Genomic DNA, 25,986 nt, shown 5'->3' with positions numbered 1-25,986 from the left:
CCCCAAAGTTATCCACAAGTTGATTCCGTCTCGTGGCGCTTGACCTGGTGGCAGTGGCCCTGCCGACCCCCCTGCGACGCTGTTTCGATTATCTGGTACCGCCGGAGTTGCGCGCCTGCCTGCCGCCCGGCGTACGCGTCGAGGTGCCATTCGGTCGCCGGCAGTTGATCGGGCTGGTGGTTTCGGCGCCGCGTCAGGCCGAGGGCGGTGGCTACCAGTACAAGCCGGTGTCGCGGGTGCTGGACCCTGCGCCGCTGGCGCCGCCGGACTGGCTCAAGCTCGTGCTCTGGGCCGCCGAGTACTACCAGTACCCGGTGGGCGAGGTGGTCGCCGCCGCGCTGCCCGCGCCCCTGCGCGAAGGTCGGCCGGCGCTGGGGCGACAGGCCCGGCGTCTGGGTTTGACCGGGGCCGGCCGGCAGGCCCTGGCCCTGCTGCCGGCGCGCGCGCACCGTCAGCGCGCGCTGCTGAGCGCGCTGGCAGCGGCGGATCTGCAGCTGCTCGCCGGGGAGGCCAGCGGCTTTGATGCTGCGGTGCTGCGGAAAGCGCTGGAACAACAGTGGGTGGAAGAGCGGGATGCCGTCGCCGAGCCCGGGGCGCGGACGGCCGCACCGCCGCTGTCGGCAGCGCAGCAGCAGGCCCTGGCGGCATTGCAGTCGGCGCCGCCGGGGTTTTCGGTCAGCTTGCTGGAGGGAGTAACCGGGTCTGGGAAGACCGAGTTGTACCTGCGCTTGGCGGAGCAGACGCTGCTGGCGGGGCGGCAGGTGCTGGTGCTGGTGCCGGAGATCGGCCTCACCCCCCAGCTCAGCGCCCGCTTCGCCGAGCGCTTTGGCGCGGCCGTGGCCAGCTTCCATTCCGGCATGACCGAGGTCGAGCGCAACGACGCCTGGCTGGCGGTGGCGGCGCGCCGGGTGCAGGTGCTGGTCGGCACCCGCTCGGCGGTGTTCGCGCCGTTCGCCGATCTGGGGCTGGTCGTGGTCGACGAGGAGCACGACGCCTCCTACAAGCAGCAGGAAGGCTTCCGCTACCACGCCCGTGACCTGGCGCTGCTGCGTGCCAAGGAATGCGCGGCAATGGCCGTGCTGGGCAGCGCCACCCCGGCGCTGGAATCGCTGGCCCATGCCCGCAGCGGCCGCTACCGCCATGTGCGGCTGGAGCAGCGCATCAGCGGCCGGGCGCCGCCGCCGGCGCAGCTGATTGACCTCAACGTCTACCCGACCCGGCACGGCCTGACCGAACCGCTGCTGGCGGCGGTGTCGCGGCATCTCGAGGCCGGTGGCCAGTGCCTGCTGTTCATCAACCGCCGGGGCTATGCGCCGACCCTGCTCTGCGAGGTCTGCCACTGGACCGCGCCCTGCCGGCACTGCGATGCCCGGATGACCCTGCACCGGGCGCGCGGCCGCCTGGTCTGTCATCACTGTGGGCACGAGGAGCTGCCACCCCGGGTCTGTCCGTCCTGCGGCGGCGCGCGCCTGCTGCCGGTGGGCGAGGGCACCGAACGGATCGAGGACGCGCTACGCAATCACTTTCCCGGCCACCGGGTGGAGCGCTTCGATGCCGAGCGCCTGCGCGGCGGCGACAAGCTGGAGCGGCTGCTCGACGAGGTGCGCGCCCGCAAGGTGGAGATCCTGGTTGGCACTCAGATGCTGGCCAAGGGCCATGATTTCCCGGCGCTGAGCCTGGTCGGCGTGGTCAACGCTGATCAGGCGCTGTTCTCCGCCGATTTTCGCGCCGTGGAGCGGCTCGGACAGCTGCTCACCCAGGTTGCCGGTCGCGCCGGTCGCGCCGAGCAGTCGCCGCACCCGGCGGAAGTGCTGATCCAGACCCGTGAGCCGCAGAACCCGCAGCTGCGACTGCTGCTGGGCGCTGGCTACGGCGCACTTGCCGAGCGCCTGCTGGCCGAACGCGCCGAAGCCGGGCTGCCGCCTTCCGGCCATCTGGTGCTGCTGCGGGCGGAGGCGCCGCACATGACCGAGGCCCAGGTGTTTCTGCGCGGCGCCCGTGACCTGGCGCTGGCGATGCTCGACGGCGCCAGCGAGGTGCAGTTGCTGGGGCCGGCGCCGGCGCCGATGGAGCGGCGCGAGGGCCGCTATCGCGCGCAGCTGCTGCTGCAGGCCAGCCGACGCGCGCCGCTGCATCGTCTGCTGCCGGGCTGGCTGGATCAGCTGGAGGCCTTGCCGGCGGCGCGGCGCCTGCGCTGGTCGCTGGACGTCGACCCGATCGACCTGTTCTAGCGGTAAAACGCAAGCTGCGCTCATGGGAGTCGCGGCTAGACCTTGGTCGATACACTGCGGTGCAGCCCTGCATCAGCTTTGCCGCTGACTCGGTTTTTAAGCGAAAATCCACGAGTCAAAAAAGAGGAAGCGTCCGGTTCGCTCCCCTATCCCCCCGGAGAAGTCATGAATCTGCACGAATACCAGGCGAAGGCTCTCTTCGCCCGTTACGGCATCGCCGTCCCGGAGGGCCGCCTGGCTACCTCCGCCGAACAAGCCCGGGCGATGGCGAAGGAATTGGGTGGCGACAAGTTTGTCGTCAAGGCGCAGGTGCATGCCGGCGGTCGCGGCAAGGCCGGCGGCGTCAAGCTGGTCGAGGGTTTCGACGCGGTGGAAGAAACCGCCCGCAAGATGATCGGCACCCGTCTGGTCACCAAGCAGACCGACGCCAAAGGCTTGCCGGTCAACAGCGTCTGGGTCGAGAAGCCCAGCGCCATCGCCCGCGAGCTGTACGTGTCGGCCCTGGTCGACCGCTCGCTGGAAAAGATCATCTTCATGGCCAGCCCGGAAGGCGGCATGGACATCGAAGAGGTTGCCGAGAAGCATCCGGAGAAGATCAAGTCGATCGCCGTGCATCCGGCCGCCGGCCTGCAGCCCTACCAGTGCCGCGAACTGGCCTTCTTCATGGATCTGAACAAGGAGCAGGCCGAGCAGTTCACCAAGACCCTGCTCGGCATCTACAAGATCCTGATCGAGTGCGATGCCTCGATGGTCGAGATCAATCCGATGATCGTGACCAAGGAGGGCAACATCTTCACGCTCGATGCGAAGCTGAACTTCGACGAGAACGCGCTCTACCGCCAGAAGGCGATCGCTGAGCAGCGCGACCTCTCGCAGGAAGACGAGCGCGAGCGCGTCGCCCAGCAGTTCGATCTCAACTACGTCTCGCTGGACGGCAACATCGGCTGCATGGTCAACGGCGCCGGCCTGGCGATGGCGACCATGGACATCGTCAAGCTGCACGGCGGTGCGCCGGCCAACTTCCTCGACGTCGGCGGCGGTGCCACCACCGAGCGCGTCACCAACGCCTTCAAGCTCATCACCTCCAGCCCGGACGTGAAGGCGATCTTCGTCAACATCTTCGGTGGCATCGTCCGCTGTGACCTGATCGCCGAGGGCATCATCGAGGCCACCAAGCAGGTTGGCCTGAAGATCCCCGTCGTCGCCCGCCTGCAGGGCACCAACATGGAGAAGGGCCGCGAGCTGCTCGAAAAGAGCGGGCTCAAGATCACTCCTGTTTCCGATCTCACCGAGGCCGCGAAAACGGTCGTCGCGCTGGCTAAGGGCTAAGGAACCGCACTCATGAGCATCCTCGTCAACAAGAACACCAAGCTCATCTGCCAGGGCTTCACCGGCAAGCAGGGCACTTTCCACTCCGAGCAGTGCATCGCCTACGGAACCCAGATGGTCGGCGGTATCTCGCCCGGCAAGGGCGGCAGCAAGCACCTCAACCTGCCGGTGTTCAACACCGCCCACGAGGCGGTGAAGGAAACCGGCGCCGACGCCAGCATGATCTACGTGCCGGCGCCGGGCGCGGCCGACGCGATCCTGGAAGCGGCCGACGCCGGCATCAAGATCATCGTCTGCATCACCGAAGGCATCCCGGTGAACGACATGGTCAAGGTCAAGACCACGCTGCGCCACCAGTACCCGGACGCGGTGCTGATCGGCCCCAACTGCCCCGGCATCATCACTCCGGGCGAATGCAAGATCGGCATCATGCCGGGCCACATCCACAAGCCGGGTCGCATCGGCGTGGTGTCGCGCTCGGGCACGCTGACCTATGAAACCGTGCACCAGACCACCCAGAATGGTTTGGGCCAGTCCACCTGCGTCGGCATCGGCGGCGACCCGGTGCGCGGCATGGGCTTCATCGACGTCATCAAGCTGTTCGAGGCCGACCCGCAGACCGAGGGCATCATCATGGTCGGCGAGATCGGCGGCTCTTCCGAGGAAGAGGCGGCGGCCTACATCAAGACCAGCGTCAAGAAGCCGGTGGTGGCCTACATCGCGGGTGTGACCGCTCCTCCGGGCAAGCGCATGGGCCACGCTGGCGCCATCGTCTCCGGCGGCAAGGGTACCGCCGACGAGAAGTTCAAGGCGCTGGAAGCCGCGGGCGTGAAAACCGTGCGCAGCCCGGCCGATCTCGGCGCGGCGATGCTCTCGCTGCTCAAGTAAGCGATCCCGCTTGGCAAAAAGCCCGCAGACTGCGGGCTTTTTTTCTTTACAGTGCGCCCATGAACAATCGCTCCCTCACTCTGGCGCTGGCCCAGCTCAATCTCTGGGTCGGCGACGTCGAAGGCAATGTCGGCAAGATCGTCGCGGCGGCCCACAAGGCGCGCGATGAGTTGAAGGCGGATCTGGTCGCCTGCCCTGAGCTGAGCCTGATCGGCTATCCGCCGGACGACCTCCTGCTGCGCTCCGGCCTGCCGGCGGTGATCGAGGCTGGCGTGCAGCGGCTGCTGACGGAAGTGCAGGGCATCACGCTCATCGTCGGCCTGCCGGAATACCGCGACGGGGCCATCTACAACGCCGCCTGGGTGCTGCGCGATGGCGCGGTGATCGCCCGCTACCGCAAGCAGCACTTGCCCAACTACGGCGTGTTCGATGACCGTCGCCACTACCGGCCAGGCTTCAGCCCCTGCCTGTTCGAGCTGGGAGGGCGTCGGATCGGCCTGACCATCTGCGAGGACATCTGGCTGTCGCAGCCGGCGGCCCAGGCGCGCGACGCCGGCGCCGAGCTGCTCATCAACATCAACGCCAGCCCTTACGAGCTGGGCAAGTCGGCGCAGCGGCGGCGCACCCTGGACTCGCGGGTGGCCGAGACCGGCCTGCCCATCCTCTACGTCAACTGCGTCGGCGGGCAGGACGAGGTGGTGTACGACGGTGACTCCTGCGCCCTGCGTGCCGACGGCTCGCTGGCCTTCGCCGCGCCGCTGTGGGAGGAGGGTGTGCACGCGGTGCGCCTGGAGAACGGCCGGCTGGAAGGCGCGCTGCGCGCCGAGCCGTCCGAGGAAGCGGTGGTCTACCAGGGTTTGGTGCGCGCGACGCGTGACTACGTCGACCGCAACGGCTTCCCCGGCGCGCTGATCGGCCTCTCCGGCGGCATCGACTCGGCCCTGGTCGCCGCCATCGCCGCCGACGCCCTGGGGGCGGAGCGGGTCTGGGGCGTGTCCATGCCCTCGCGCTACACGCTGGAGATGTCCAATGACGACGCGCGTCTGGAGGCCGAGGCGCTGGGCATCCGCTATTCGACGCTGCCGATCGAGCGTGCCTTCGGAGCATTCACCGAGACCCTGGCCGAGAGCTTCGCCGGCCGCAAACCTGATCTCACCGAAGAGAACCTGCAATCGCGTTCGCGCGGGGTGCTGCTGATGGCCTTGTCCAACAAGTTCGGCCAGGTGGTGCTGACCACCGGCAACAAGAGCGAGATGGCGGTGGGCTATGCGACGCTTTATGGCGACATGTGCGGCGGCTTCGCGCCGATCAAGGACTGCTACAAGACCCTGGTCTACCGCCTGGCTCGCTACCGCAACACGTTGTCGCCGGTGATCCCCGAGCGGGTGATCGTGCGCCCGCCCTCGGCGGAACTGCGCCCCGACCAGAAGGACTCCGACTCGCTGCCGCCCTACGAGGTGCTTGACCCGGTGCTGGAGGCCTACGTCGAGGACAGCCGCTCGATTCCGGAGATCGTCGCCATGGGTTTCGACGAGGCAGTGGTGCGCCGGGTCGCCGGCCTGGTCCGGCGCAGCGAGTACAAACGCCGCCAGGCGCCGCCCGGTCCGAAGATCACCCGTTGCGCGTTTGGCCGCGAACGGCGTTATCCGATTACCGCGCTCTACGGCGATATCTGAGCGATCCGAGCAGGCAGCAAAAAACCGCGCGTTGCGCGGCCTTTTGTTGGATTCTGCGACCTACTTCTTCTCGTCCTTGCGGTCCGGATCGAGGAAGGAGAAGAAATCGACCACGCGGGTGAAGAAGCCGCGCTTTTCCGCCGGAGCCTCCCCTTTCTTTTCCTCGGCGGGTGCTGCCGCGGCCGGCGCCGGGGTAGCGGCTGCTGCTTCTTCGTCGCCGGTGTTGATCGACACCCGCAGGGGCGAGCCGTTGATCGAGATGCCGCCTTCGCCGGTCTGAGGAGTCGCGGTCTTGCCTTCGCCGGTGGGGATCACCAGCTCGGTGGTCTCCCGCTTGCTGCTGTCCAGGAAGGAGAAGGCGCCGGCAATGCGCGAAAACACACCGGGCTCCGGCGCTGGCGCCGGGGCACTGGCGCTGCTGTCAGCACGATCACTCAGGCTGGCCGCCGGCTGAGCGGCGAGGATGCGCGCAGCGTCGTCGGCCTGCTGCTTGAGTCCGAGGGCGGTGTAGCTCTTCTGCAGTGTCTTGAGCGCTTCCAGCGTGGCCGGGGCACCCGGGTACTGGGCGATGATCTGCTCGGCCCGCTTGGCGGCGGCCAGATGCGCGCCGCGACGCTCGTAGTAGTGCACCACGTGCATCTCGTTGGCGGCGATGCGGTTGCGCAGGTCCACCATGCGCGCCCGCGCGTCCTCGCCGTAGCGGGAGTTGGGGTACTTCTGGATCAGCAGGGAGAACTCGTCGTAGGCCTTGCGCAGGCTGCCGACGTCGCCCTTGGTGTGATCCAGCGGCAGGGAATCCAGCAGGCCGGCGTCCCGCTCGGCCTGAATCACGCCCTTCAGGTATTGCACATAGTCGGCCCCGGCGTGCCGGGGATGCTCACGCAGGAAACGGTCGGCGGCGGCCAGGGCCTCGTCCGGACGGAATTCCCGCTGCATTGCGTAGATCTTTTCCAGCTCCGCCTGCACCGCGTACTCGGTGAACGGATAGCGCTCGATCAGCGTGTCGTAGCGGGTCTGGGCTTCGGTGAAGTCCGAGGAGTCCAGGGCCTTGCGGGCCACACGGTACAATTGGTCCGCCTCCAGCTTCAGTTCGCGTTCGCTGACCTGCGACTTGTTCAGCGAGCTGCGCGAGTCCTTGTCCTTGAAAGGATTGACCGGCCGGGCGCTGGGATCGCGCTTCGCGTCGGAACTGCAACCCGTCAGCCAGAGCACGGAGGCGAGCGTGGCCGCAGCCAGCTTCAAGGCGGAAGACGATTTCATAGATGACGCGCGATGGGCATGAAGACAGACCGGCAGTATAGCCCAGCCCCCGCCTCCGGCCCGGAGCTGGATGAAGACGAGGATGTCCAGTTGGCGCTGGTGCCTGCGGAGTTGCAGGACGCGCGTCTGGATGCCGCTGCGGCGCAAGGTTTCCCGGACTACTCCCGGATGCGGCTGAAAACCTGGATCGAGCAGGGTCGTCTGTCCGTTAACGGCCGGGTCTGCACCAAGCCGCGTCAGCCGGTGATGGCGGGCGACCGTCTGGACCTGCGCCCCGAGGCCAGCGTCGAGTCGGCGCTGAAGCCGCAGGACCTGCCGCTGGACGTGGTGTACGCCGATGCGCACTTGCTGGTCCTCAACAAGCCGGCCGGCTTCACCGTGCACCCGGGCGCCGGGGCGCCGGACGGGACGGTGCAGAACGCCCTGCTGCACCACTATCCGCAGACCGCAGGCGTGCCGCGCGCCGGCCTGATCCACCGCTTGGACAAGGACACCACCGGCCTGATGGTGGTGGCTCTGGATGAAGCCGCCCACACCGGGCTGACCGCGGCCATGGCCCGCCGCGAGATTCGTCGCGAGTACGACGCCCTGGTGAACGGCAGCCTGGTGGTCGGTGGCACCATCGACGCGCCATTGGGGCGCCATCCCCGGGACCGCATCAAGCGGGCGGTCGTGTTCGGCGGGCGGCCCGCCGTCACCCACTACAAGGTCAGTGAGCGCTTTGCCTGGCACACCCTGTTGCGAGTGCGGCTGGAAACCGGACGCACCCACCAGATTCGCGTCCATCTCGCTCACATCAAGCATCCGGTAGCCGGCGATCCGGTCTACGGCGGCGAGACTTTTCGCGCGCGCGGTGCCAGCGCCGAGTTGCGCGCGGCGGTGGCCGGCATGGGCAGGCAGGCCCTGCACGCGGCGAGTCTGGGTTTTGAACACCCGGTGACTGGCGAGGTACTGAGTTTCGAGGCGCCGCGCCCGGCGGACTTCGAAGCCTTGTTGACGCTGCTACGGCGCGAGTCGGCGCTGTGAACGCGGCGCTGGAGCTGATCCGCCCCGACTGGCCAGCTCCATCGGAGGTGCAGGCCCTGGTCAGTACTCGCGAAGGCGGTGTCAGCCTGGGCCCGTACCGGAGTCTCAATCTGGGCGGCCACGTCGGCGATCAGCCGGCCGCCGTGGTGGAGAACCGGCGTCGCCTGCTGAAGCAGGCCTTGCTGCCGCGCGAGCCGGCTTGGCTAAATCAGGTGCATGGCCTGGCGGTGCTGCGGCTTGAGCCGTGCTCCGAGGCTGGTCAGTCGGCCGACGCCTGCTGGACCGACGCGGCCGGGGTGCCTTGCGCGGTGCTGAGCGCCGACTGCCTGCCGGTGCTGTTCTGTTCGAGGGACGGTCGCCATGTCGCGGCTGCGCACGCCGGCTGGCGTGGGCTGGCGCAGGGCGTGCTGGAGGCGACCGTGGCGGCCCTGCCGGTCGAACCCGCCGAACTCCTCGCCTGGCTGGGGCCGGCGATTGGTCCAGAAGCCTTCGAGGTTGGGGAGGAAGTCCGGGCCGCGTTCGTGGCGCAGTCGGCAGAGGATGCTGCCCACTTCAGCGCCGACGGCGGACGCTGGCGAGCCGACCTGTTCGCCCTCGCCCGGGCACGGCTGCGACGGGTCGGCCTGAACGCGGTTTATGGCGGCGGAATCTGCACCTACTCAGACCCGACGCGGTTCTTCTCGCATCGGCGCGATGGCCTCAGTGGGCGCATGGTCAGCCTGATCTGGCGCCAGGCTTAAGTAAAAACTCTTGTTGCATGCCCAGTTGCGCGTTTGATACAAAGCGGCAACACCGGCCCTTCGTGGGCTGAATTCCCCAAGTCTAGTTTCGCGGGGCGTCATCATGGGGCGCACCTGACGACGGGGTCACTGTAGGCATTTGGCCTACATCAATAAGTCATGAATTACCTACCGTACTGGAGGGGAGATGCAGCACATGAAGATTGCCAGAGCCGTCCCGGGCCTCGGCCGCCACACATTGTCCGGACTGCTGGTGCTGGCGATGACCAGCGCGCCGGCGGCGGCGTTCGAGTTCGATCTGGCCGGAACCACGGTGAAGGTGGAAAACCTGTTCACGGTCGGCGCGATGATGCGCATGCAGGATCGCGACAGCACGCTCGTCGGCAAGTCCTCGCTCAATCCCGGCATCTGCGTCAGCCGGGTGGCCGGCACTTACGACGGCGATGACCGCGAATACGCGGGGCATACCTGCAACGCTGGCGAGCCCGCCGATGGCTACGACAACGCCAACCAGTTCTTTGTCGCGCAGCCGGGCGCCTACTCGCCCAATGGCGACAACGGCAATCTCAATTTCGACAAGTACGACGTGGTGTCGGCGGCCACCAAGCTGACCTCGGACATCTCCTTTTCGTTGGGCGAGTTCAATTTCTTCACCCGCACCACCGGCTATTTCGACAGCCAGTACGCCAATCTCAAGGAGCGGCACCCGGACGCCACCGCGCAACCCGGTGAGACCGACATCCCCAACGATGTCCGCGAACTGACCGGCGCGCGCCTGAAGTTTCTCGACTACTTCGTCAGCCGCCGCTTCGAGTTCGCCGACCGCGCGTTCAACTTCAAGCTTGGCAATCAGGTGCTGAACTGGGGCGAGAGCGCCTTCCTGCTGCCCAACTCGCTGAACGCCATCAATCCGCCGGATCAGGCCATCCTGCGCGTACCGGGCTTTGATCTGAAGGAGCTTTCGCAGCCGGTCGGCATGGCCTTGCTCGAGGGCGATGTGATCGACAACCTCGGATTCCAGTTGTTCTATCAGTACGACTGGGAGCCGGTCATTCCCGACCCGGTCGGCAGCTACTTCTCCACCTCCGACATCGTTGGCGCCGGCGGCGACTACGCGATGCTGTCGTTCTCGAAAGCGCCGGAGGACCCGGGCCAGTTCTACGAGCCGGCGCGCAATCCGGACGACCCGGCTTACATCCTCGGTTCGCGCTCCAGCCGCACCCTGCTGGTCGATCATGCCGCCACCAACGCCCGTCTGCCGCAGGGTGGTGGTCAGTATGGTCTGGCCTTGAAGGGCTTTTTGGAGAACTTCAACAACGGCACCGAGCTGGCTTTCTACTTCGCCAACTACCACGCTCGCTTTCCCAGCATCTCCGGCTTCGCCGCCGACGCCACCTGCCTGCCCGATCCCATCCTCGGCACGCCGATCGACAACATCCTGCAACTCGCAGTGAGTTGCGGTGCGCTCGATCCGACCGACCCCACCGCCACCGCGCAGTTCCTCGCCGGCACGCTGACCCAGTTGTCCGCCGGCAATCTGCAGTTGGCCCTGCCGCGCGAGGCGCTGCCGCTGGATAGCGCCCGGCTGTTCATCGAATACCCCGAGAACATCCAGATGTACGGCATGTCGTTCAACACCACCTTCGGCGATCTGGCGGTGTCCGGCGAGTACGTCTACCGCCCCAATCTGCCGATCCAGATCCATTCCACCGACCTGGTGTTCGCGCTGTCGCAGCCGGCGTTCCCCAGTGAGGATCTGGACCTCGGTATCGCGGTGTTGCCGGGGCGCCGTTCGGCGGTTCCGGACTTCGTCGCCACCAACTATCGTGGCGAGCCACCCACCGCCGGCAGCTATGTGCGTGGCTGGGAGCCGATGAAGATCGGCCAGGCCAACCTCAACATCCTGAAGAACATTGGCGGCGACAATCCCTTCGGCGCCTCGCAGATCACCTTGCTGCTGGAGCTGGGCCACACGCACATCTTCGACATGCCGGGCCTGGACGAGTTGCAGTTCAACGGTGCTGGCACCGATAGCCACATCTCCAGCGGCGCCGACGGCAGCATCGGCATCAACCCGCGCGATGTGCGCACCAACCCCAACGATCCCTCCACCAACGCCGCCGATGGCGATCCGACGGTGCGGCAGAATCCCACCGCCTGGTACGACACCGGCGGTTTTGGTACCGCCGATTCCTACGGCTACCGCCTGGTGACGCTGCTGCGCTACGACAGCGCGCTGTACGGCGCGAACATTGAGCTGCTCAATACCTTCTTCCACGACGTCGAGGGCGTTGGGCCTGGACTGGGGCAGAACTTCGTCGAGGGCCGCAAGCAGATCCTGTCCGGCATCCGCGTCGATTACCTGTCCCGGTTCATCGGCGAGCTGCGTTATACCTGGTTCACTGGCGGCGGCATTCGCGACCCTCTGCGTGATCGCGACAATCTGCTCCTGTCCTTCGGCTATCAGTTCTAGGCCTCTCCAGTCTGGTCAAAATCCGCGCGTCGGAGCAGCCAAAGGCAGTTTGACCGTGTAGGATTCCGGCAGCGTCCGCCCCAAGGGCGGGCCTGCTGGGAGGAGACCTCGGCAGTCAGCCGTGGGTATTCATCAAGAAAAGGTGAGCACATGAAGAAGCGGGATCAAAAGACCCTGACCGTACTGGCCGGTGCCTTGCTGGCCACTTTCGCCGGGCTGCTGGTTGCCCAGGAACCCACGGAGTCGGCGACCGAGCCGACCGCCGACGCGGCCAGTGATTCCGCCACCGAGGCTGTCGAGTCCGAGCCGGCGGCCGAAGAGGCTGCCGAACCGGCCGCGGCCCCGGTTAAGCCCCGTCCTTCCGAGATCGCCCGGCTGGCTTCACAGGGGCTGATGCTGGATGTGGCCAATTCGGGCAAGCATCTGTTCGCCGTGGGTGATCGCGGCACGGTGCTGGTTTCCAACAACAGCCGCGACTGGGCGCAGGTCCAGACGCCAGTGCGTTCGCCGCTGACCGGTGTGGCTTTCGCCAGCGAGACGGTGGGTTACGCCGTGGGTCACGACGCGGTGATCCTGAAGACCACCGACGCCGGCAAGACCTGGCTGCTGCAGAACTTCCAACCCGAGCTGGAAAAGCCGTTCCTCGATGTGATCGCGCTGGATGCCGACAACGTCATCGCGGTCGGCGGCTACGGCCTGATGTATCGCACCACCGACGGCGGTGCGACCTGGAACGAGGCCGACGCGCCGGCGGTGCGAGAAGATGAGCTGCACCTCAATGCCATCAGCAAGCTTGGCAATGGCAGTCTGCTGGTGGTGGGCGAGCAGGGCACGATGGGTATCTCCCTGGACGGTGGCAACAGTTGGGAGAAGCTGACTTCCCCCTACGACGGCTCCCTCTACGGCGCCATCGCGGTGGGCACCGGCGGCGCGCTGATCTACGGACTGCGCGGCAACGTCTATCGCAGCGACGACGTCAAGGCCGGGCACTGGACCCAGGTTAATGTCGATACCGTGTCCTCCTTCTTTGGTGGTGTCCCGCTGGCCGACGGTGGCGTGGCCTTGGTCGGGCTGGCGGGCAAGGTGCTCAAGCTGGAGCCCAGCGGCGCGGTGGTCCCGGTGAAGGTGACCTCGCCACGCACCGACGCCAATGGCAACACCACCGACAAGGAAGTGACCGGCAGCTTTGCCGCCGCCGTCGCCTGGGCCGGACGCCTGGTGGTGGTTGGCGAGCAGGGCGTGCAGAGCGTCAAGATCAACTAGCCATCCGGCGCGCCGGCGGCTTCATCCATAGCGGTCCCAGCGGTGGACCACAGCGGCGCGCGTCGGTTGGCGCGCGCAGATCAGCGGGGAGCTTCAATACATGAGCGATAACGGAACCTTGACCAAGTCCCAGAAGATTCTGCGCGCCATCGAGCCGCTGATCTACGCGCGTCGCTGGCTGACCATGGGCATCCTGCTGGTGCTGACGGTGTTCTTCGCCGCCGTGGCCGCGACCATGAAGCCGGATGCCGGGTACGACAAGTCGATCCCGCTCGAGCACGACTACATGAAGGTGCTCAAGCAGTATCAGGCGGAGTTTGGTTCCGCCAACAACGTGCTGGTGGCGCTGATCCAGAAGGACGGGAAGGGCGAGATTTACAACGGCGAGTTCCTGGCCTCGCTGAAGGCGGCCACGGACGAGGTGTTCTTCCTGCCTGGCGTGGATCGCTCGCGGGTGTCCTCGCTGTTCACCCCCGATGTCCGCTACGTCGAAGTGGTGGAAGGCGGGTTCAAGGGCGGCAACGTCATCCCGGCCGAATACCAGCCGACCGAGGAGATGTACACCCTGGTCAAGGGCAATGTGAACAAGGGTGGTCACGTCGGTCGCTACACCACCAACGACCAGCGCGGCGCGATGATCTACTCCGAGTTGCTGGAGGTGGATCCGGTCAGTGGCGAAAAGCTCGATTACGTCGCGGTGGCCCGCATCCTAGAAGACAAGGTGCGTGGCCGCTTCATGAGCCCGAAGAAGTACGTCTACAAGCTCACCAGCGACTACGAGTCGATTCCCGCTGGCACCGTTGTTGGCGAGCGCTTCAGCCTGCCGCAGGGCTTCCTCAACAAGGCGCTGGATGGTCTCTACAAGTTTGACTACAAGTACCAGCCCAATCCCGACGAGGCGCCGCAGCTTGTTCGCATCGGCATTCAGCACACCAGCTACGAGGAAATCGACAACCCGCAGTACAACCCCGATGTGAACGTTCACATCCTCGGGTTTGCCAAGGTGGTCGGTGACATCATCGAAGAGCTGGTGCCGGTGGTCGGCTTCTTCCTGCTGACCCTGGTGCTGACCCAGTTGCTGCTCTGGGCCTATCTCGGCAGCTTTAAGCTGGCGCTGCTGCCGCTGGTGTGCTCCATCACCGCGGTGATCTGGGAGTTTGGCCTGCTCAAGCTGTTCGGCAAGGGGCTGGACCCGTTCGCCATCCTGGTGCCGTTCCTGATCCTGTCGATCTCGGTGTCGCACGGCGTGCAGTACTGCAACGCCTGGGTCAGCGAGATTTCGATGAACAAGCGCAACAGTTTCGACGCCTCGCTGGAGACCTGGCGCCGTCTGGCGATCTACGGAACCATGGCGATCATGACCGGCGTGGTCGGCTTCGCGCTGATCGGCCTGATCCCGATCGACATCATCCGCGAGATGTCGCTCAACGCCTGCCTGGGCATGGCGGCGATCATCGTCACCAACAAGGTGATGATGCCGATCTGGCTGACCTGGATCGACATCGGCGACCCCAAGGCCTTCGCCGAGAAGCAGGAGAAGCGCGACGCGATCTTCGATCCGCTGTGGCACCTGCTATCGCAGATGACCAATCCGAAGCCGGCGATCATCTCCATCCTCATTGCCGGTCTGCTGCTGGGCTGGAGTCTGTGGAAGGGCAAGGAGCTGCAGGTCGGCGACAGCCAGGCCGGCGTCCCCGAGCTGTTGCCGGATTCCCGCTACAACAATGACACCGCGGCGGTTCAGGCCAACTTCGCCATCGGCACCGACATCATCAAGGTGATCGCCGAGACCGAGCCGGAAGCCTGCGTGAAGTACGACGTGATGGATCAGATCGACCGCTTCGGCTGGCGCATGGACAACACCGAGGGCGTGCAGTCCACCATCTCGCTGCCCTGGGCGGCGCGGCAGGTGAACCTGGCCTTCTCGGAAGCTAGCCCCAAGTACAAGGTCCTGCCGCGCAACCAGTACACCATGGTGCAGGCGATCACGCCGATCCCGACTTCCTCGGGCCTGCTTTCGGCCAACTGCTCGGCGATGGCGGTGATGGTGTTCACCCGCGATCACAAGGCTTCGACGCTGGAGCGCATCGTCCACGAAGTCGGTGTCTTCAACCAGGAGAACGCGGCGGAGTTCTACGAACTGCATGACGACGTCAACGCCCAATACTGCGCCGACAAGCTCACTGCCCGGCGCGAACTGGGCGAAGCCAAGGTTTCGCTACAGCGCCAGACCGAGAAGCTCAAGAAGGCCAAGAAGGGCATCGGTGACGAAGAGCTGGCCGCGCATCCCAAGATCCAGGAACTGACCGCCGCCATCGGCGCCGCGGACGAGAAGCACAAGAGCTTCGACAAGGTCTGCCCGGTGAACTTCGCCCTGGCCTCCGGTCAGGTGGGCGTGATGGCGGCGACCAACGAGGAAGTGCACCGCCTCGAAAAGCCGATCCTCTACATCGTCTACATCGGCATCGCGATCTGCGTGTTCCTGTCCTTCTTCGAATGGCAGTCGATTGTCGCCATCATGATGCCGCTGGCCCTGGTCAGTTGGATGGCCTATGCGGTGATGGCCATCCTCGGCATCGGCATGAAGACCGCAACCTTGCCGGTGGTGGCTTTGGCGGCCGGTGTCGGTGTCGACTACGGCATCTACATCTACGCAACCTTTGCTGACGCGCTGGCGGCGGGATACCGCTACAAGGAAGCCTATTTCAAGACCCTGAAGATGACTGGCAAGGCGGTGGCCTTCACCGGTCTGACGCTCGCCTTCGGTGTCGCCACCTGGCTGTGGTCGGGCCTGCAGTTCCAGCGCGACATGGGCAAGCTGCTGATGTTCATGTTCATCGCCAACATGTTTGGCGCCCTGCTGCTGCTGCCGGCGATTGCGACCTTCCTGCTGAAGCCCAAGCAACTGGCCCCGGGCGAGCAGCCGGTGTTCAAGCCGCGCCACTGAGGCGGCAAACCAAAAGGCCCGGGTATTCCCCGGGCCTTTTTCATGCGCGCCGGCTTGATTGGGCCGACGTGCGAAGCATCAGTCCAGCTTGCCACCCTCCGGGCGCCGGTACTCCGGGCATTCCACCTGGGTGAGTCTGCGGGTTTCCAGGCACAGCGCGGTCAGCCGCCCGCCCCAGACAGCGCCGGTATCCAGACCCCATACCCGATGTTCCGGCCAGTGCACCTGTCCGAGGGTGGACCAGTGACCAAACAGGATTTCGGCGTTCCGGCTGGCACGTCCGGGTACCGCAAACCAGGGCATCAGTCCCTCGGCTTGGCTGCCTGGCGCGCCCTTGGGGCGCAGGTCCAAGTGCCCGAGGGCATCGCAGTAGCGCAGGCGGGTGAAGGCATTGACGATGAAGCGCAACCGACGATGGCCGCGCAGTCCCGGACTCCAGAGCGCAGGCTCGTCGCCGTACATGCTGGACAGAAAGCGTGCATGGTCCGGTCCCCGCAGCACCGCCTCGACCTGCCGTGCGGCCCGGCGCGCCTGGGCGAGATTCCACTGCGGCGGCAAGCCGGCGTGCAGCAGCAGCCAGCCCTCGTGTTCGTGCAGCAGGGGACGGTGCCGCAGCCAGTCCAGCAGCTCCTGGCGGTCTGGTGCCGCGAGCACCGCATCGAGCGTGTCGCGGCGCCCGGCGCGGCCGCCGGCGGCGCGCGCCAGCAGATGCAGATCGTGATTGCCGAGCACGCTGACGGCGGTATTCCCCAGCCCACGGATGAAGCGCAACACCTGCAAGGACTCGGGGCCGCGATTGACGAGATCGCCAGCGAACCAGAGTCGGTCTGCGGCAGGGTCGAAGTTCAGGTGTTCGAGCAGACGCTGCAGGGGTTCGAAACAGCCCTGCAGATCACCGATGACATAGTGGCTCATGGTCTTCCATCAGAGCCGTTTGCCGAACGGCGGACAGGCGGCGGTTTTTTGACGTTCGGGCGTCTTTGACACCCCGGGATTGGAACGCATACTGGTCTGGCGATAAAGCAAGTGCCCGGTCGCAAAGTTTTCCACTAAAGGAGTACACCATGTTGAAGAATGTGATGCGGTTTTTGAAGGACGAAGAAGGCGCCAGCGCTGTTGAATACGGTCTGGTGGTTGGTCTGATCGCTGTGGCGCTGGTCGCAATCATGACGGTGTTCGCGCCCGATGATGGCGGTGGTGCTCTGGGCGGTGCGTTCCAGGCCATCAGCGACACCCTGCCCAAGTAGAACTTGAGTCCGGGCCGGGAAACTGCGGTCGTCGCGCTGATTGTCTGGGCGGCTACGGTCGCTGCGGTGGATTGGCGACAGCGACGCGTACCTAACACGCTCCTGTTGGCGGCTTTGTTGCCAGCAGGAGTGGCTTTGATCTGGTTCGGCGTTGGTATCCTGGGAGTCAGTCCAGTTTCCAGTTTCCTGGGCGCGCTGGCGGCGGGTTTGATACTGCTGCCGGGCTATCTCTGGTTCGGGCTCGGCGCCGGGGACGTTAAGCTTGCGGCGGTACTCGGTTTCCTGGTTGGCTGGGGAGGGCTGTGTTGGCTAATGCTGTTGGCTGCCCTGGTTCTAGGATTGATGTCGACACTTGTTCTGGTTGGCTTGGGTCCGGTCAGAGCTAGCACGGTCCGCCTACCAGCTGCCGTAGCTCTTGGCGGTGGTTTCTTTCTGGTGTTGCTGTTCACGTCTATGGGGAATCGATGAACACGGTGCGCCGAAATAATGGCCAGGGCCGCCTTCGTGAGCGCGGCGCCTCCGCGGTGGAATTCGCATTGGTATTCCCAGTGCTGTTTCTCTTGGTCTACGCAGTGGTCGTCTATTCCTACATCTACGTACTGCAGCAAGCGATCACTTACACCGCGCAGCACCTCGCTGAGGCGGCCGTGGCGGTAAACCCTACACCTTCGAGCAGTTACACAGCTCGCATCCAAACCCGGATTCAGCAGTTGGCGGCACAGCAGTTGCAATGGTTGCCGCAGAAGACCCTTGTTGTTGGTGAAAGCGGTGAGAAAGTGGTGCCCCAGTTTCGTACAGTTGACGGGAGCGATGTCATCGTCATCCAGCTGCGGTTGCCATTGAAAAGTCCAGACCTGTTTCCGTCGTTCTCATTGCCGGGCGGTGTTTCAATGCCGCCAGTACCGGCGCAGTTGGTGGCACAGGCGACCGCACGCATCTGAATCAAATTGTCAGCGTCCACAGAGGCTTTCCGTTGCCGGGACGTGTAAGAATCCAGTGGTGGTACTTCGAGGGATCGACAGAACATGAGCAGCACAGCGCTGAAAGTGGCAGCGGTAATCCTGGTGCTGTTGACCGTAGTGCTCGCCGCACTCGGGTTCAGCATGAGCCGTAACTACGCCGCCCGCGCCGCCAAGGCGGAAGCGGATGCAGCCAAGGTGGTGGGCCAGCAGGCTCCGCAGACGCTGGCTGTGGTCGCGCTCAAGCCCCTGGCGGCCTACAAGACCATCGCCCGGGACGATGTCTCCCTGGTCCCCGTGGTCGTGACCCCGACGGACTACTACGCCAATCTTGACGAGGTGGTAGGGCGGGTGCCGCTGGTGGACGTCGATGCCGGCGCTCCGATCACCCATCGCTATTTCAAGGAAGGAAACATCCTCGCCAAGGTGATCCCGGCCGGGCACCAGGCGCTGGCGCTGGAGGTCAACGAGGTGGTCGCCACCGGCGGCTTTGTCCGCCCAGGCGACAACGTCGATGTGCTGGTGTATTTCCGCGGTGGCGCCGGGGTCAACGACGCTCAGTCGCGGGTCCTGCTTGAAAATGCACGGGTGCTGGCCTTTGAGGAGCGCATCATCGAGCGCCCCGAGGGGCTCAAGGACGATGAGAAGCAGGATGCCAGCCGGCGCCGTCAGCGCACCGCCGTGATCGCCGTGCCTGACAAGGACACCACCCGGGTGATGCTGGGTGTGAGCCTGGGCGATGTCCGGTTGGCCTTGCGCGGCCAGCAGACCGCGACCTCCGAGGAAGCTCCAGCCGAGTTGACCGAGGCCGGGCTGCCGCTGTCCGAGACCGCGAAATCTGCGGAGAAGGACCAGAAGGTGCCGGACAAGGCGATCACCGCCGCCGAACTGTCCAGGGTCAAGCCGCCACCGGCTTTGGAGAAGAAGCTTGCTCCGCCTGCAGTGGTGGAGGTTATCCAGGGCTCGCAGATCACCAAGGTATCCCAATGAAACGCGCAAGGAACGCAACGATGCAGTCGGCGGTGATGGCATGCGGCATGGCCTGCATGCTGGTGTTGGGCGCGGCTGCCGCACAGGCTCCGGCGGCTCTGGCTGCGGACGCACGGGTCATCGCGGTCGAGGCCGGCGTCCACAAGTTGCTGCGCCAGCCTCAGGAAGTCACCCGGGTCGCGGTGGGCGATCCTGCGGTGGCCGAGGTCACGGTGGTGAATCGCCGCGACGTGCTGGTGACCGGTAAGAAAACCGGCATCACCAGTTTGCTGATCTGGCCCAAGGGCGTGGCGAGCGCGCAGGAATTCCGTCTTCGCGTCGGCCCGGCGGTCGACCCCGTCAAGCCCAAGCTGGTAGACCCGGAAACCGCCAAGGCCAAGAGCGACGCGCAGGACGGACTCACCGGAACCACCGATAGCGTGCTGGCCCATCGGCGGGCCAAGATCGCCGCCGACCTCCAGGCTTTGACCGAAACCGGCAAGCCGGCCTCGGTTTCCGACCGCAGCAGCGTTGCGCTCGACACCCAGGTGATGACCGAGGTGAAGATCGTCGAGGTCAAGCGCAGCACCCTGCAGCAGATGGGGCTCAACATCCTCAAGAACACTCCCAATACTACTGCGGGCTTGCTGACTCCGGGCTCGCTCAGCCGTATTGACGTCAATGGCAGCGGAGGCGCCTATGACGCCTCGGTGGCTGCGCCGATTACTAACGCCTTCAATCTGGTGATCGGCAATCCGGCTGACGGTCTGCTGGGCATACTCAGCCTGCTGGAGAACCGCGGGCTGGCGCGCACCTACGCCGAGCCGACCCTGACCGCGATGAGCGGTCAGACCGCCAGCTTCCTGGCCGGTGGCGAGTTTCCGATCCCGGTCAGCCAAGGCGGCACCAACAGCAGCATCACGGTGAATTACCGCGAGTTTGGTATCCGGCTGTCGCTGACGCCGACGGTGCTGTCGCGTGACCGCATCGCCCTGAAGGTGGCTCCGGAAGTCAGTGACCTCGATTTCTCGGCAGGCATCACTTCCGGTGGGGTGTCAGTGCCGGCGCTGTCGGTCCGACGCACCGACACCACCGTGGAGTTGGGCGATGGCGAGAGCTTCGTGATCTCCGGCTTGGTCAGCAACTCGATGATCAACAGCATCGACAAGGTGCCCTGGCTGGGCGACCTTCCGGTCATCGGCGCCTTCTTCAAGAACTCCAGCGTCAATCGCGAGCAGCGCGAACTGGTGATGGTGGTGACCCCGCGCCTGGTGCGACCGATTGCCCGCGATGCCCGGCGTCCGGCGCTGCCGGGGGCTGATGTGGAGGCCTACAGGCCCTCCTTCGGCCAGTTGATGCTGTTCGAAAGTGGCAAGTTCGAGACGGAATCCTTCGGTTTCAGCAAGTAACAGCACCCGCCCCGGCCCTCCATGAGCTCAAAAGCCACCGCCTTCGTCATCGCCGACGATCCGGCCTATCAGCCTTGGTTGCAGGCGGCGCTGGGCTCCAGTGTCGAATGCAATTTCACCCGTCCGCTGGACACCGCCGACCTGCTGGGTCGGCTGGAACGGGCTGGCCGGGTGGATCTGCTGTTCTGCGATTTCGAGGATTACAACGCCGCCGAACGTGCCCTGCTGGTCGAGGCTGTGGTCGAGCGTTTTCCGGAACTGCCGGTGGTGGGCATGGGTTCCAGCGAGGACGCCGCCACGGTGCTCACCGCCATGCGCTCCGGGGCCCGGGATTTCTTCGTACTGCGCCGTGATGACAGCAAGCTCGCCGCTCAGATCGGAAAGCTGCTGCGTCGGGCCGGTGCCGCTGCCCAGGTGGCGGTAGCCGCCAATGTCGGGCAGGGCAAGCTGTACTCGGTGATCGGCGCTCAGCCCTACGAGGCCATCGCCTTCCTGAGCACCCACCTGGCGCTGTGCTTCGCCGAGCGTGCCCGCAACGGCGAGCGCATCCTGCTGGTGGATGCCGCCATGCCGGCCGGTGCCGGCGCGATCTTCCTCAACCTGTCGCCGACCTACAGTCTGATCGACGCGGTTTCGGACGTGCACCGCTGCGATCAGACGCTGGTCGACACTGCTTTCACGCGCCATTCCAGCGGGGTGTATCTGCTGTCGCTGCCGGAAGACGGAATCGGCCGGCCGACCTTGCCGGCGGAGGATTTCGGTCGTCTGCTCGGAGTGCTGCGCAGCCTGTTCCAGGTCGTCGTGGTGGCTCTTGATGGCCAGAGCGGGACTCCGTTCCTGCGCGGGGCGGTCAGCCAGTCGGATCGGGTTCTGGTGCTCACCGACCAATCCATTCTCAAGTCGCGCCAGACCAAGTACCTGCTGCGCGCCCTGCGGCTCGAAGACGTCAACCTCGACCGCGCCGGACTGGTGATCGACAACTACCGTCGCCGCCTGGGGCTGGAGCCCGCCAATCTCGCGGAACTGTTTGATCTGCCCTTGCTGGCCACGCTTACCACGGAAGGCTACAACCGGATTCAGGCAATGAACTCCGGCGAATCGTTGTTCTCGGTCGCGCCCAAGGATCCGTACTGCGACGCCGTGCGCAAACTGGCGGGCGCTCTGCTGGTGGGTGCTGCGGCGCCGGTCGAGGCTGGCAATGGTGGCCTCCTGGGCCGTCTGTTCCGGTAAGGGACTGACGACCATGTCCATCGTCGTCGATCCCGTTCAGCGCTTCCGGCTCTCGGATCAGTACCAGCAGCTGAAGGGCAACCTGCACCGTTTCCTGATCCAGCAGATCGAGGAGCGCGATCTTGATATTTCCACCTGGGCCGATGAGAAGCTCGAGCGCTTCGTGGGCGAGCAGGTGCGCCGCTACGTGCTCGACAATCGGCTGCCGGTCAATCAGCGCGAAAGCGAGGCCCTGGCCGCCGACGCCCGCCACGAACTGACTGGCTTCGGCCCGATCCAGCACCTGGTGGACGACGACACGGTGAACGACATTGTCGTCAACGGGCCGGCCGCTGTGTTCGTCGAACGTGGTGGTGTGCTGGAAGGCGCGCCGGTGCGCTTCACTGACGACAACCATGTGATCCGGGTGATCCAGCGCATCCTCGCCCCAATCGGGCGCCGGGTCGATGAATCGACTCCGATGGTCGACGCCCGCCTGCCCGACGGCTCGCGCGTCAACGCCATCATCCCGCCGATCGCCCTGAACGGCCCTTGCCTGTCCATCCGCAAATTCCGCAAGTCGGCCTTGACCGCCGACGATCTGCTGCGCTCCGATACGGTTAGCCGCATCGAAATCGACTACTTGCGCGAGCGGGTTCGAGATCGCGCCAATCTCATCGTGGTTGGCGGAACCGGGTCGGGAAAGACCACCTTCCTCAATCTCATCAGCCAATGGATCCCCTCCGAGGAGCGGGTTATCACGGTCGAGGACGCCGCCGAGTTGAGATTGGAAAACGCCCATGTGGTGCGGTTGGAAACACGTCCGCCGAATCTCGAAGGCCAGCGGGCCGTCACCGCGCGCGACCTGGTTCGCAATGCCCTGCGCATGCGCCCGGATCGCATCATCGTTGGCGAGGTTCGCGGTGATGAAGTGCTCGACATGCTGCAGGCGATGAACACAGGTCACGACGGCTCGATGACCACCCTGCACGCCAATTCCACCCGGGACGCCATCCACCGCCTGGAGCTGCTGGCCGGCTTCGCCGGCTTCAAGGGCAGCAGCGCGACGTTCCGGGGGCAGATTGCTTCGTCAATCGACCTGTTCGTACACGTAGCCCGTCTTCCGACTGGCGCACGCAAGCTCATGGCCGTCTCCGAGGTAATCGGACTCGAAGGCGACGGCTTGCAGCTGCGGGATCTGTTTCGCTACGACCCGGTCAGCGGCCGGCGTCAAGATTTGCGGGGCGTCCACTAAATGCCCGCTCAAGCCATAGTCTTTTTCGGCCTCGCCCTGTTGATGGGGATCGGTGCAGCGCTATTGCTGCTGCGCGCCAATAGCTCTGCTCGCCGCGCCGACGTCGACCTGCGCCTGCGGGTGCTCGGCGACGAAGCCAATCCCGACGAACTTATGGTGCGGCGTCGTTCGCAAGGCAACTTCCTGGTGCGCTTTGTGACGCGTCTGCTTCTGCGTGCCGGCATTGATCTGCCGCCCGAGACGGTCGCCAAGGCACTGCTGGTGGCCGTTGCCTTGGTACCCCTGCTGCTGCTGGCGTTCGGTGTTCTGGCGGGCAGCTTGGCGATCGGGATCGCAATGATCATCGTCGTCGGCGTACTGTCACGCAATGCGGCCCGTCGTCGGGCCAAGATCGTGGAGCAGCTGCCGCCGTTTCTGGAAAGCGTGATGCGGGTATTGACCGCAGGTAACACGCTTGAGGAATCGCTGGCCGCGGCCGCCCGGGAGGCCCCAGATCCGATACGACCCCTGTTCGTCAGTATTGGACGCCAAGTTCGACTGGGTGCCCCGGTGGATTTTGTTCTCGCCGAAGCCGGTGACATTCATCACCTGCGCGATTTGAAGATCATGGCCTTGGCGGCTTCCATCAACCGCAAGTACGGTGGCTCACTCAAGCAAGTGATGAAGAGCCTTATAACCACCATCCGCCAGCGCGATGTCGCGGCCCGCGAGTTGCGTGCCTTGACCGCTGAGACTCGATTCTCCGCGATGGTGTTGGCGATTATTCCGGTGGCGCTCTCGTTCTACATTTTCAGTCGCAACACCGCTTACTACGCCACCATGTGGGCCAACCCCAGCGGGCGCTGGTACCTGATTGCCTCCGTGGTTCTGCAGCTGGTTGGCGTTGCCATCCTGTTCCGGATGATGAATGCCACCGAGGACCCCGACGCATGAACGCCGTTGCCTTCGGGGTGGTGGTCGCGATTGCAATCGTCCTGGCGGCGATCACTCTTTCGCTACTTTTTGTGCTGGGCGTGCGTACGCGCCAGGACAGCCGTCTGAAACGCCGAGTCCTTGGGCAGGATGCCCCGGCCGAGGATTTCGAGGAAGCCACAGCCAATCCGGCGGTGCAGGGCTTGGCTCGGACTGGCAAGAGTGTCGAGCAGTGGGTGGACAAGGAGGGCGAGACGCCGCGCTTGTTGGCCCAGGCGGGCTGGCGCGGGGCGGACCGGCGGCTGGTCTTCTACGTATTCCAGGCCGTCTTACCCTTGCTGATGGTGCTGCTCCTAGTCGCTCTATGGACACTGGGGAAGACGCCGGGCTTGAGCATCCTGCTTTACGCCTTTGTTCTGTTTTCTTTGTCGTTCCTCGTGCCGCGCTGGGTGCTGCGGTCGGCGGCGAACGCCCGCCGTCAGCGAATCGCCCGAGAAGTCCCGTTGCTTTTGCATCTGCTGGTGCTGCTGTTCGAGGCGGGTCTCTCCATTCGCCAGGCCTTTGCCAGCATCGTTCGTGACGGAGGCGGCGTGTTGCCCGAACTTGGCTCGGAATTCGAGCTGGTCATCCGCCAACTGGAAGCCGGTGCCGAGACCGCCGACGTGCTGAAGAATCTAGGCGAAGCGATGTCGGTGGATGATCTCACCGGCGTACTCGCTGTCTTGCGTCAGGTTGATCGCTATGGCGGAGAAGTACGCGGCCCGCTTCTGGAGGCTATGTCCCTGATCGAAGAAAGGCGTGGTCTGGAACTGCGCGAAAAGGTCAACCTGATTTCCGGGCGTATGACCGTCATCATGGTGCTGTTCTTCTTTCCGGCGCTGTTGATTTTCGTGGCCGGACCGGCGGTGGTTTCACTGATGAAGGCCTTGGGCGCGGTTTCCGGAGGCGGCTGATGCTGGTTCCCGCGTCCCGGACCGAGCTTCGCCTGGCACTTCCGCTGGCTACGGTGCTGCTCGGCCTGTCGGCTTGCGGTGGTCTGCGCACGCTCGACAATCCGATTGGCTCGGGCAAGTCGGCGGCTGCCAACTCCGAGGCGGCGCTCTATCTCGATGCCGTGCGCTCGCTGATGGCGCAGGGCCAGTTTTACGCCGCACTCGCGCACATCCAGGAAGACCGTCGTGCCCACGGCGACAGTCCCGAACTGCGGCTGCTGGAAGCCGACGCCCGGCGCAATCTGGGCCAGACCCGCGAGGCGGAAGTCCTCTACAAAGGACTGTTGACCGGGTCCCAGGCCGGCTCCGCCAAGCACGGAATGGGCAGGCTCTACGCCAGTCGCGATCTGCCGACCGCGATCCGCTATCTGCGCGAGGCGTCCGCGTTGCGGCCCACCGATGTCGATGTCCGCAACGACCTGGGTTACGCCCTGATGCAGGCGGGCCGCTACAACGAGGCCAAGCCGGAGCTTGCCACCGCCGCCGAGCTGGCGCCGAACGAGGCCAAGGCTCGCAACAACCTCATCATCCTGCTGATCCTGATGCGCGACGAAGCGGCCGTGCGGCGCGTGGCCGACAAGGCCGGTGTCGACGCCGGCGCGCTTGCCCGCCTGCGTAGCCAGGCGCAGAGTCTGAAGCAGACCCCAATTTCCCCTCAATCTGGCAGCCGCCAGACCACCAGCCGCACCGGAGGTGCCGGATGAAACTCTCAGCCAACTTGTTTTCGGGCCTGGCTTCCCTGATCGCGGCGCTGACGCTCAGCAGCTGGGTGACGCTGGCTGCCGCGCAGACCGATCAGCGCCAGTTTGCCGCTGACGCCGGCCGTGAGCCGCCGGCCAAGGCCGAGGCTGGTAGCGAGCCGGTGCTGGGCGCCGATTCTCACGCCTGGATCGATCTGCAAGCCAGCGGCAGCGCCGCCGCCGGCGCGGTGCGTCCGCTGCCGGGCGAGGTGGCCGACGCGATCTACCAGCGTTATCTCGACAGCTTCAAGCATCCGATCCCGGAACAGTTCACGCGCGAAAGCGCTGGCTCCCAGGGACAGAGCGGCGGCAATGGCAGTAGCAGCAACTGACCGGCCCAGTTCAGGCGGAGTTGCCGAGGTTATTGCCGCCCGGAAGCTGACCGCGCTGTTGACTACGACCGTGCCGGCCGCTGCGGTCCTGCGCGCAGGCAATCAGCGGCGCAGCGCCTCTGAACGGAG

Annotated in this window: 22 protein-coding genes; 20 read left to right on the top strand and 2 right to left on the bottom strand. The window is 65.4% G+C overall.

All coding sequences use genetic code 11. From position 1 onward, the window contains the following. The first annotated feature begins 32 nt into the window (after window positions 1-32). The 4 genes from ED208_RS00215 to ED208_RS00200 all read left to right on the top strand — a co-directional run bounded on the left by ED208_RS00215 (window position 33) and on the right by ED208_RS00200 (window position 6,124). A complete protein-coding gene (locus ED208_RS00215) occupies window positions 33-2,231 on the top strand; it encodes a primosomal protein N' (RefSeq protein WP_123209852.1) in 2,199 nt (732 codons plus the stop codon). A gap of 165 nt (window positions 2,232-2,396) precedes the next feature. Further along, window positions 2,397-3,560 carry an ADP-forming succinate--CoA ligase subunit beta gene (gene sucC / locus ED208_RS00210; RefSeq protein WP_123209851.1) on the top strand — a complete coding sequence of 388 codons (1,164 nt, stop codon included), beginning with the start codon at window positions 2,397-2,399 and terminating at the stop codon, window positions 3,558-3,560. Window positions 3,561-3,572: 12 nt separating this feature from the next. Then, the gene (gene sucD / locus ED208_RS00205) at window positions 3,573-4,448 is read left to right on the top strand and encodes a succinate--CoA ligase subunit alpha (protein ID WP_123209850.1); all 876 of its coding nucleotides are present in this window, start codon (window positions 3,573-3,575) and stop codon (window positions 4,446-4,448) included. A gap of 59 nt (window positions 4,449-4,507) precedes the next feature. Beyond that, window positions 4,508-6,124: an NAD+ synthase gene (locus ED208_RS00200; protein ID WP_123209849.1), complete on the top strand. Its 1,617-nt coding sequence runs from the start codon at window positions 4,508-4,510 to the stop codon at window positions 6,122-6,124. A gap of 60 nt (window positions 6,125-6,184) precedes the next feature. On the opposite strand, the gene ED208_RS00195 is transcribed toward ED208_RS00200, so the two are convergent. After that, the gene (locus ED208_RS00195) at window positions 6,185-7,384 is read right to left on the bottom strand and encodes an outer membrane protein assembly factor BamD (RefSeq protein ID WP_123209848.1); all 1,200 of its coding nucleotides are present in this window, start codon (window positions 7,382-7,384) and stop codon (window positions 6,185-6,187) included. Window positions 7,385-7,396: 12 nt separating this feature from the next. On the opposite strand from ED208_RS00195, the gene rluD reads away from it, so the two are divergent. From rluD to ED208_RS00170, 5 genes are all read left to right on the top strand, one after another. Continuing rightward, entirely contained in the window at window positions 7,397-8,410 is a 1,014-nt protein-coding gene (gene rluD / locus ED208_RS00190) for a 23S rRNA pseudouridine(1911/1915/1917) synthase RluD (protein WP_233574725.1), read from the top strand. Next, on the top strand, window positions 8,407-9,150 hold the full coding sequence (gene pgeF / locus ED208_RS00185) for a peptidoglycan editing factor PgeF (RefSeq protein ID WP_199720461.1): 744 nt from the start codon (window positions 8,407-8,409) through the stop codon (window positions 9,148-9,150). Before rluD ends, pgeF begins: the two co-directional genes overlap by 4 nt. Before the next feature lie 196 nt (window positions 9,151-9,346). Beyond that, window positions 9,347-11,623, top strand: a complete 2,277-nt coding sequence (locus tag ED208_RS00180; RefSeq protein ID WP_158608373.1) for a DUF1302 domain-containing protein — start codon at window positions 9,347-9,349, stop codon at window positions 11,621-11,623. A gap of 150 nt (window positions 11,624-11,773) precedes the next feature. Continuing rightward, window positions 11,774-12,886: a WD40/YVTN/BNR-like repeat-containing protein gene (locus ED208_RS00175; RefSeq protein ID WP_123209846.1), complete on the top strand. Its 1,113-nt coding sequence runs from the start codon at window positions 11,774-11,776 to the stop codon at window positions 12,884-12,886. Between the two features lie 118 nt (window positions 12,887-13,004). Continuing rightward, window positions 13,005-15,833, top strand: coding sequence for an efflux RND transporter permease subunit (locus tag ED208_RS00170; protein ID WP_233574724.1), 2,829 nt, complete (start codon window positions 13,005-13,007; stop codon window positions 15,831-15,833). Window positions 15,834-15,911: 78 nt separating this feature from the next. On the opposite strand, the gene ED208_RS00165 is transcribed toward ED208_RS00170, so the two are convergent. Continuing rightward, entirely contained in the window at window positions 15,912-16,748 is an 837-nt protein-coding gene (locus ED208_RS00165; RefSeq protein WP_123209844.1) for a symmetrical bis(5'-nucleosyl)-tetraphosphatase, read from the bottom strand. A 149-nt stretch (window positions 16,749-16,897) separates the two neighbouring features. Between ED208_RS00165 and ED208_RS00160 the strand changes: the two genes are divergently transcribed. The 11 genes from ED208_RS00160 to ED208_RS00110 all read left to right on the top strand — a co-directional run bounded on the left by ED208_RS00160 (window position 16,898) and on the right by ED208_RS00110 (window position 25,857). Beyond that, a complete protein-coding gene (locus tag ED208_RS00160) occupies window positions 16,898-17,080 on the top strand; it encodes a Flp family type IVb pilin (protein ID WP_123209843.1) in 183 nt (60 codons plus the stop codon). A gap of 3 nt (window positions 17,081-17,083) precedes the next feature. Then, window positions 17,084-17,548, top strand: coding sequence for a prepilin peptidase (locus ED208_RS17750; protein ID WP_123209842.1), 465 nt, complete (start codon window positions 17,084-17,086; stop codon window positions 17,546-17,548). Beyond that, window positions 17,545-18,021, top strand: a complete 477-nt coding sequence (locus tag ED208_RS00150) for a TadE/TadG family type IV pilus assembly protein (protein ID WP_123209841.1) — start codon at window positions 17,545-17,547, stop codon at window positions 18,019-18,021. The genes ED208_RS17750 and ED208_RS00150 overlap by 4 nt, the downstream gene beginning before the upstream one ends. Window positions 18,022-18,105: 84 nt before the next feature. After that, window positions 18,106-19,029 (top strand): Flp pilus assembly protein CpaB, encoded by a 924-nt coding sequence (gene cpaB / locus ED208_RS00145; RefSeq protein ID WP_123209840.1) that lies wholly within the window; start codon window positions 18,106-18,108, stop codon window positions 19,027-19,029. Then, window positions 19,026-20,417: a type II and III secretion system protein family protein gene (locus ED208_RS00140; protein WP_123209839.1), complete on the top strand. Its 1,392-nt coding sequence runs from the start codon at window positions 19,026-19,028 to the stop codon at window positions 20,415-20,417. The genes cpaB and ED208_RS00140 overlap by 4 nt, the downstream gene beginning before the upstream one ends. 21 nt (window positions 20,418-20,438) lie before the next feature. Continuing rightward, window positions 20,439-21,647 (top strand): CpaE/TadZ family protein, encoded by a 1,209-nt coding sequence (locus ED208_RS00135; RefSeq protein ID WP_123209838.1) that lies wholly within the window; start codon window positions 20,439-20,441, stop codon window positions 21,645-21,647. A gap of 13 nt (window positions 21,648-21,660) precedes the next feature. After that, a complete protein-coding gene (locus tag ED208_RS00130; protein ID WP_123209837.1) occupies window positions 21,661-22,881 on the top strand; it encodes a TadA family conjugal transfer-associated ATPase in 1,221 nt (406 codons plus the stop codon). Further along, the gene (locus ED208_RS00125) at window positions 22,882-23,814 is read left to right on the top strand and encodes a type II secretion system F family protein (RefSeq protein ID WP_123209836.1); all 933 of its coding nucleotides are present in this window, start codon (window positions 22,882-22,884) and stop codon (window positions 23,812-23,814) included. Next, window positions 23,811-24,746, top strand: coding sequence for a type II secretion system F family protein (locus tag ED208_RS00120; RefSeq protein WP_123209835.1), 936 nt, complete (start codon window positions 23,811-23,813; stop codon window positions 24,744-24,746). Before ED208_RS00125 ends, ED208_RS00120 begins: the two co-directional genes overlap by 4 nt. Further along, entirely contained in the window at window positions 24,746-25,489 is a 744-nt protein-coding gene (locus ED208_RS00115; protein ID WP_123209834.1) for a tetratricopeptide repeat protein, read from the top strand. The genes ED208_RS00120 and ED208_RS00115 overlap by 1 nt, the downstream gene beginning before the upstream one ends. After that, on the top strand, window positions 25,486-25,857 hold the full coding sequence (locus ED208_RS00110) for a DUF3613 domain-containing protein (protein ID WP_123209833.1): 372 nt from the start codon (window positions 25,486-25,488) through the stop codon (window positions 25,855-25,857). The genes ED208_RS00115 and ED208_RS00110 overlap by 4 nt, the downstream gene beginning before the upstream one ends. Window positions 25,858-25,986: the final 129 nt, after the last annotated feature.

This window comes from Stagnimonas aquatica, assembly GCF_003730135.1.
Classification (GTDB): Bacteria; Pseudomonadota; Gammaproteobacteria; order Nevskiales; family Nevskiaceae; genus Stagnimonas; species Stagnimonas aquatica.
The sequence above is the reverse complement of the archived record's forward strand: the minus strand, read 5'-3'. Positions and strand labels throughout refer to the sequence as shown.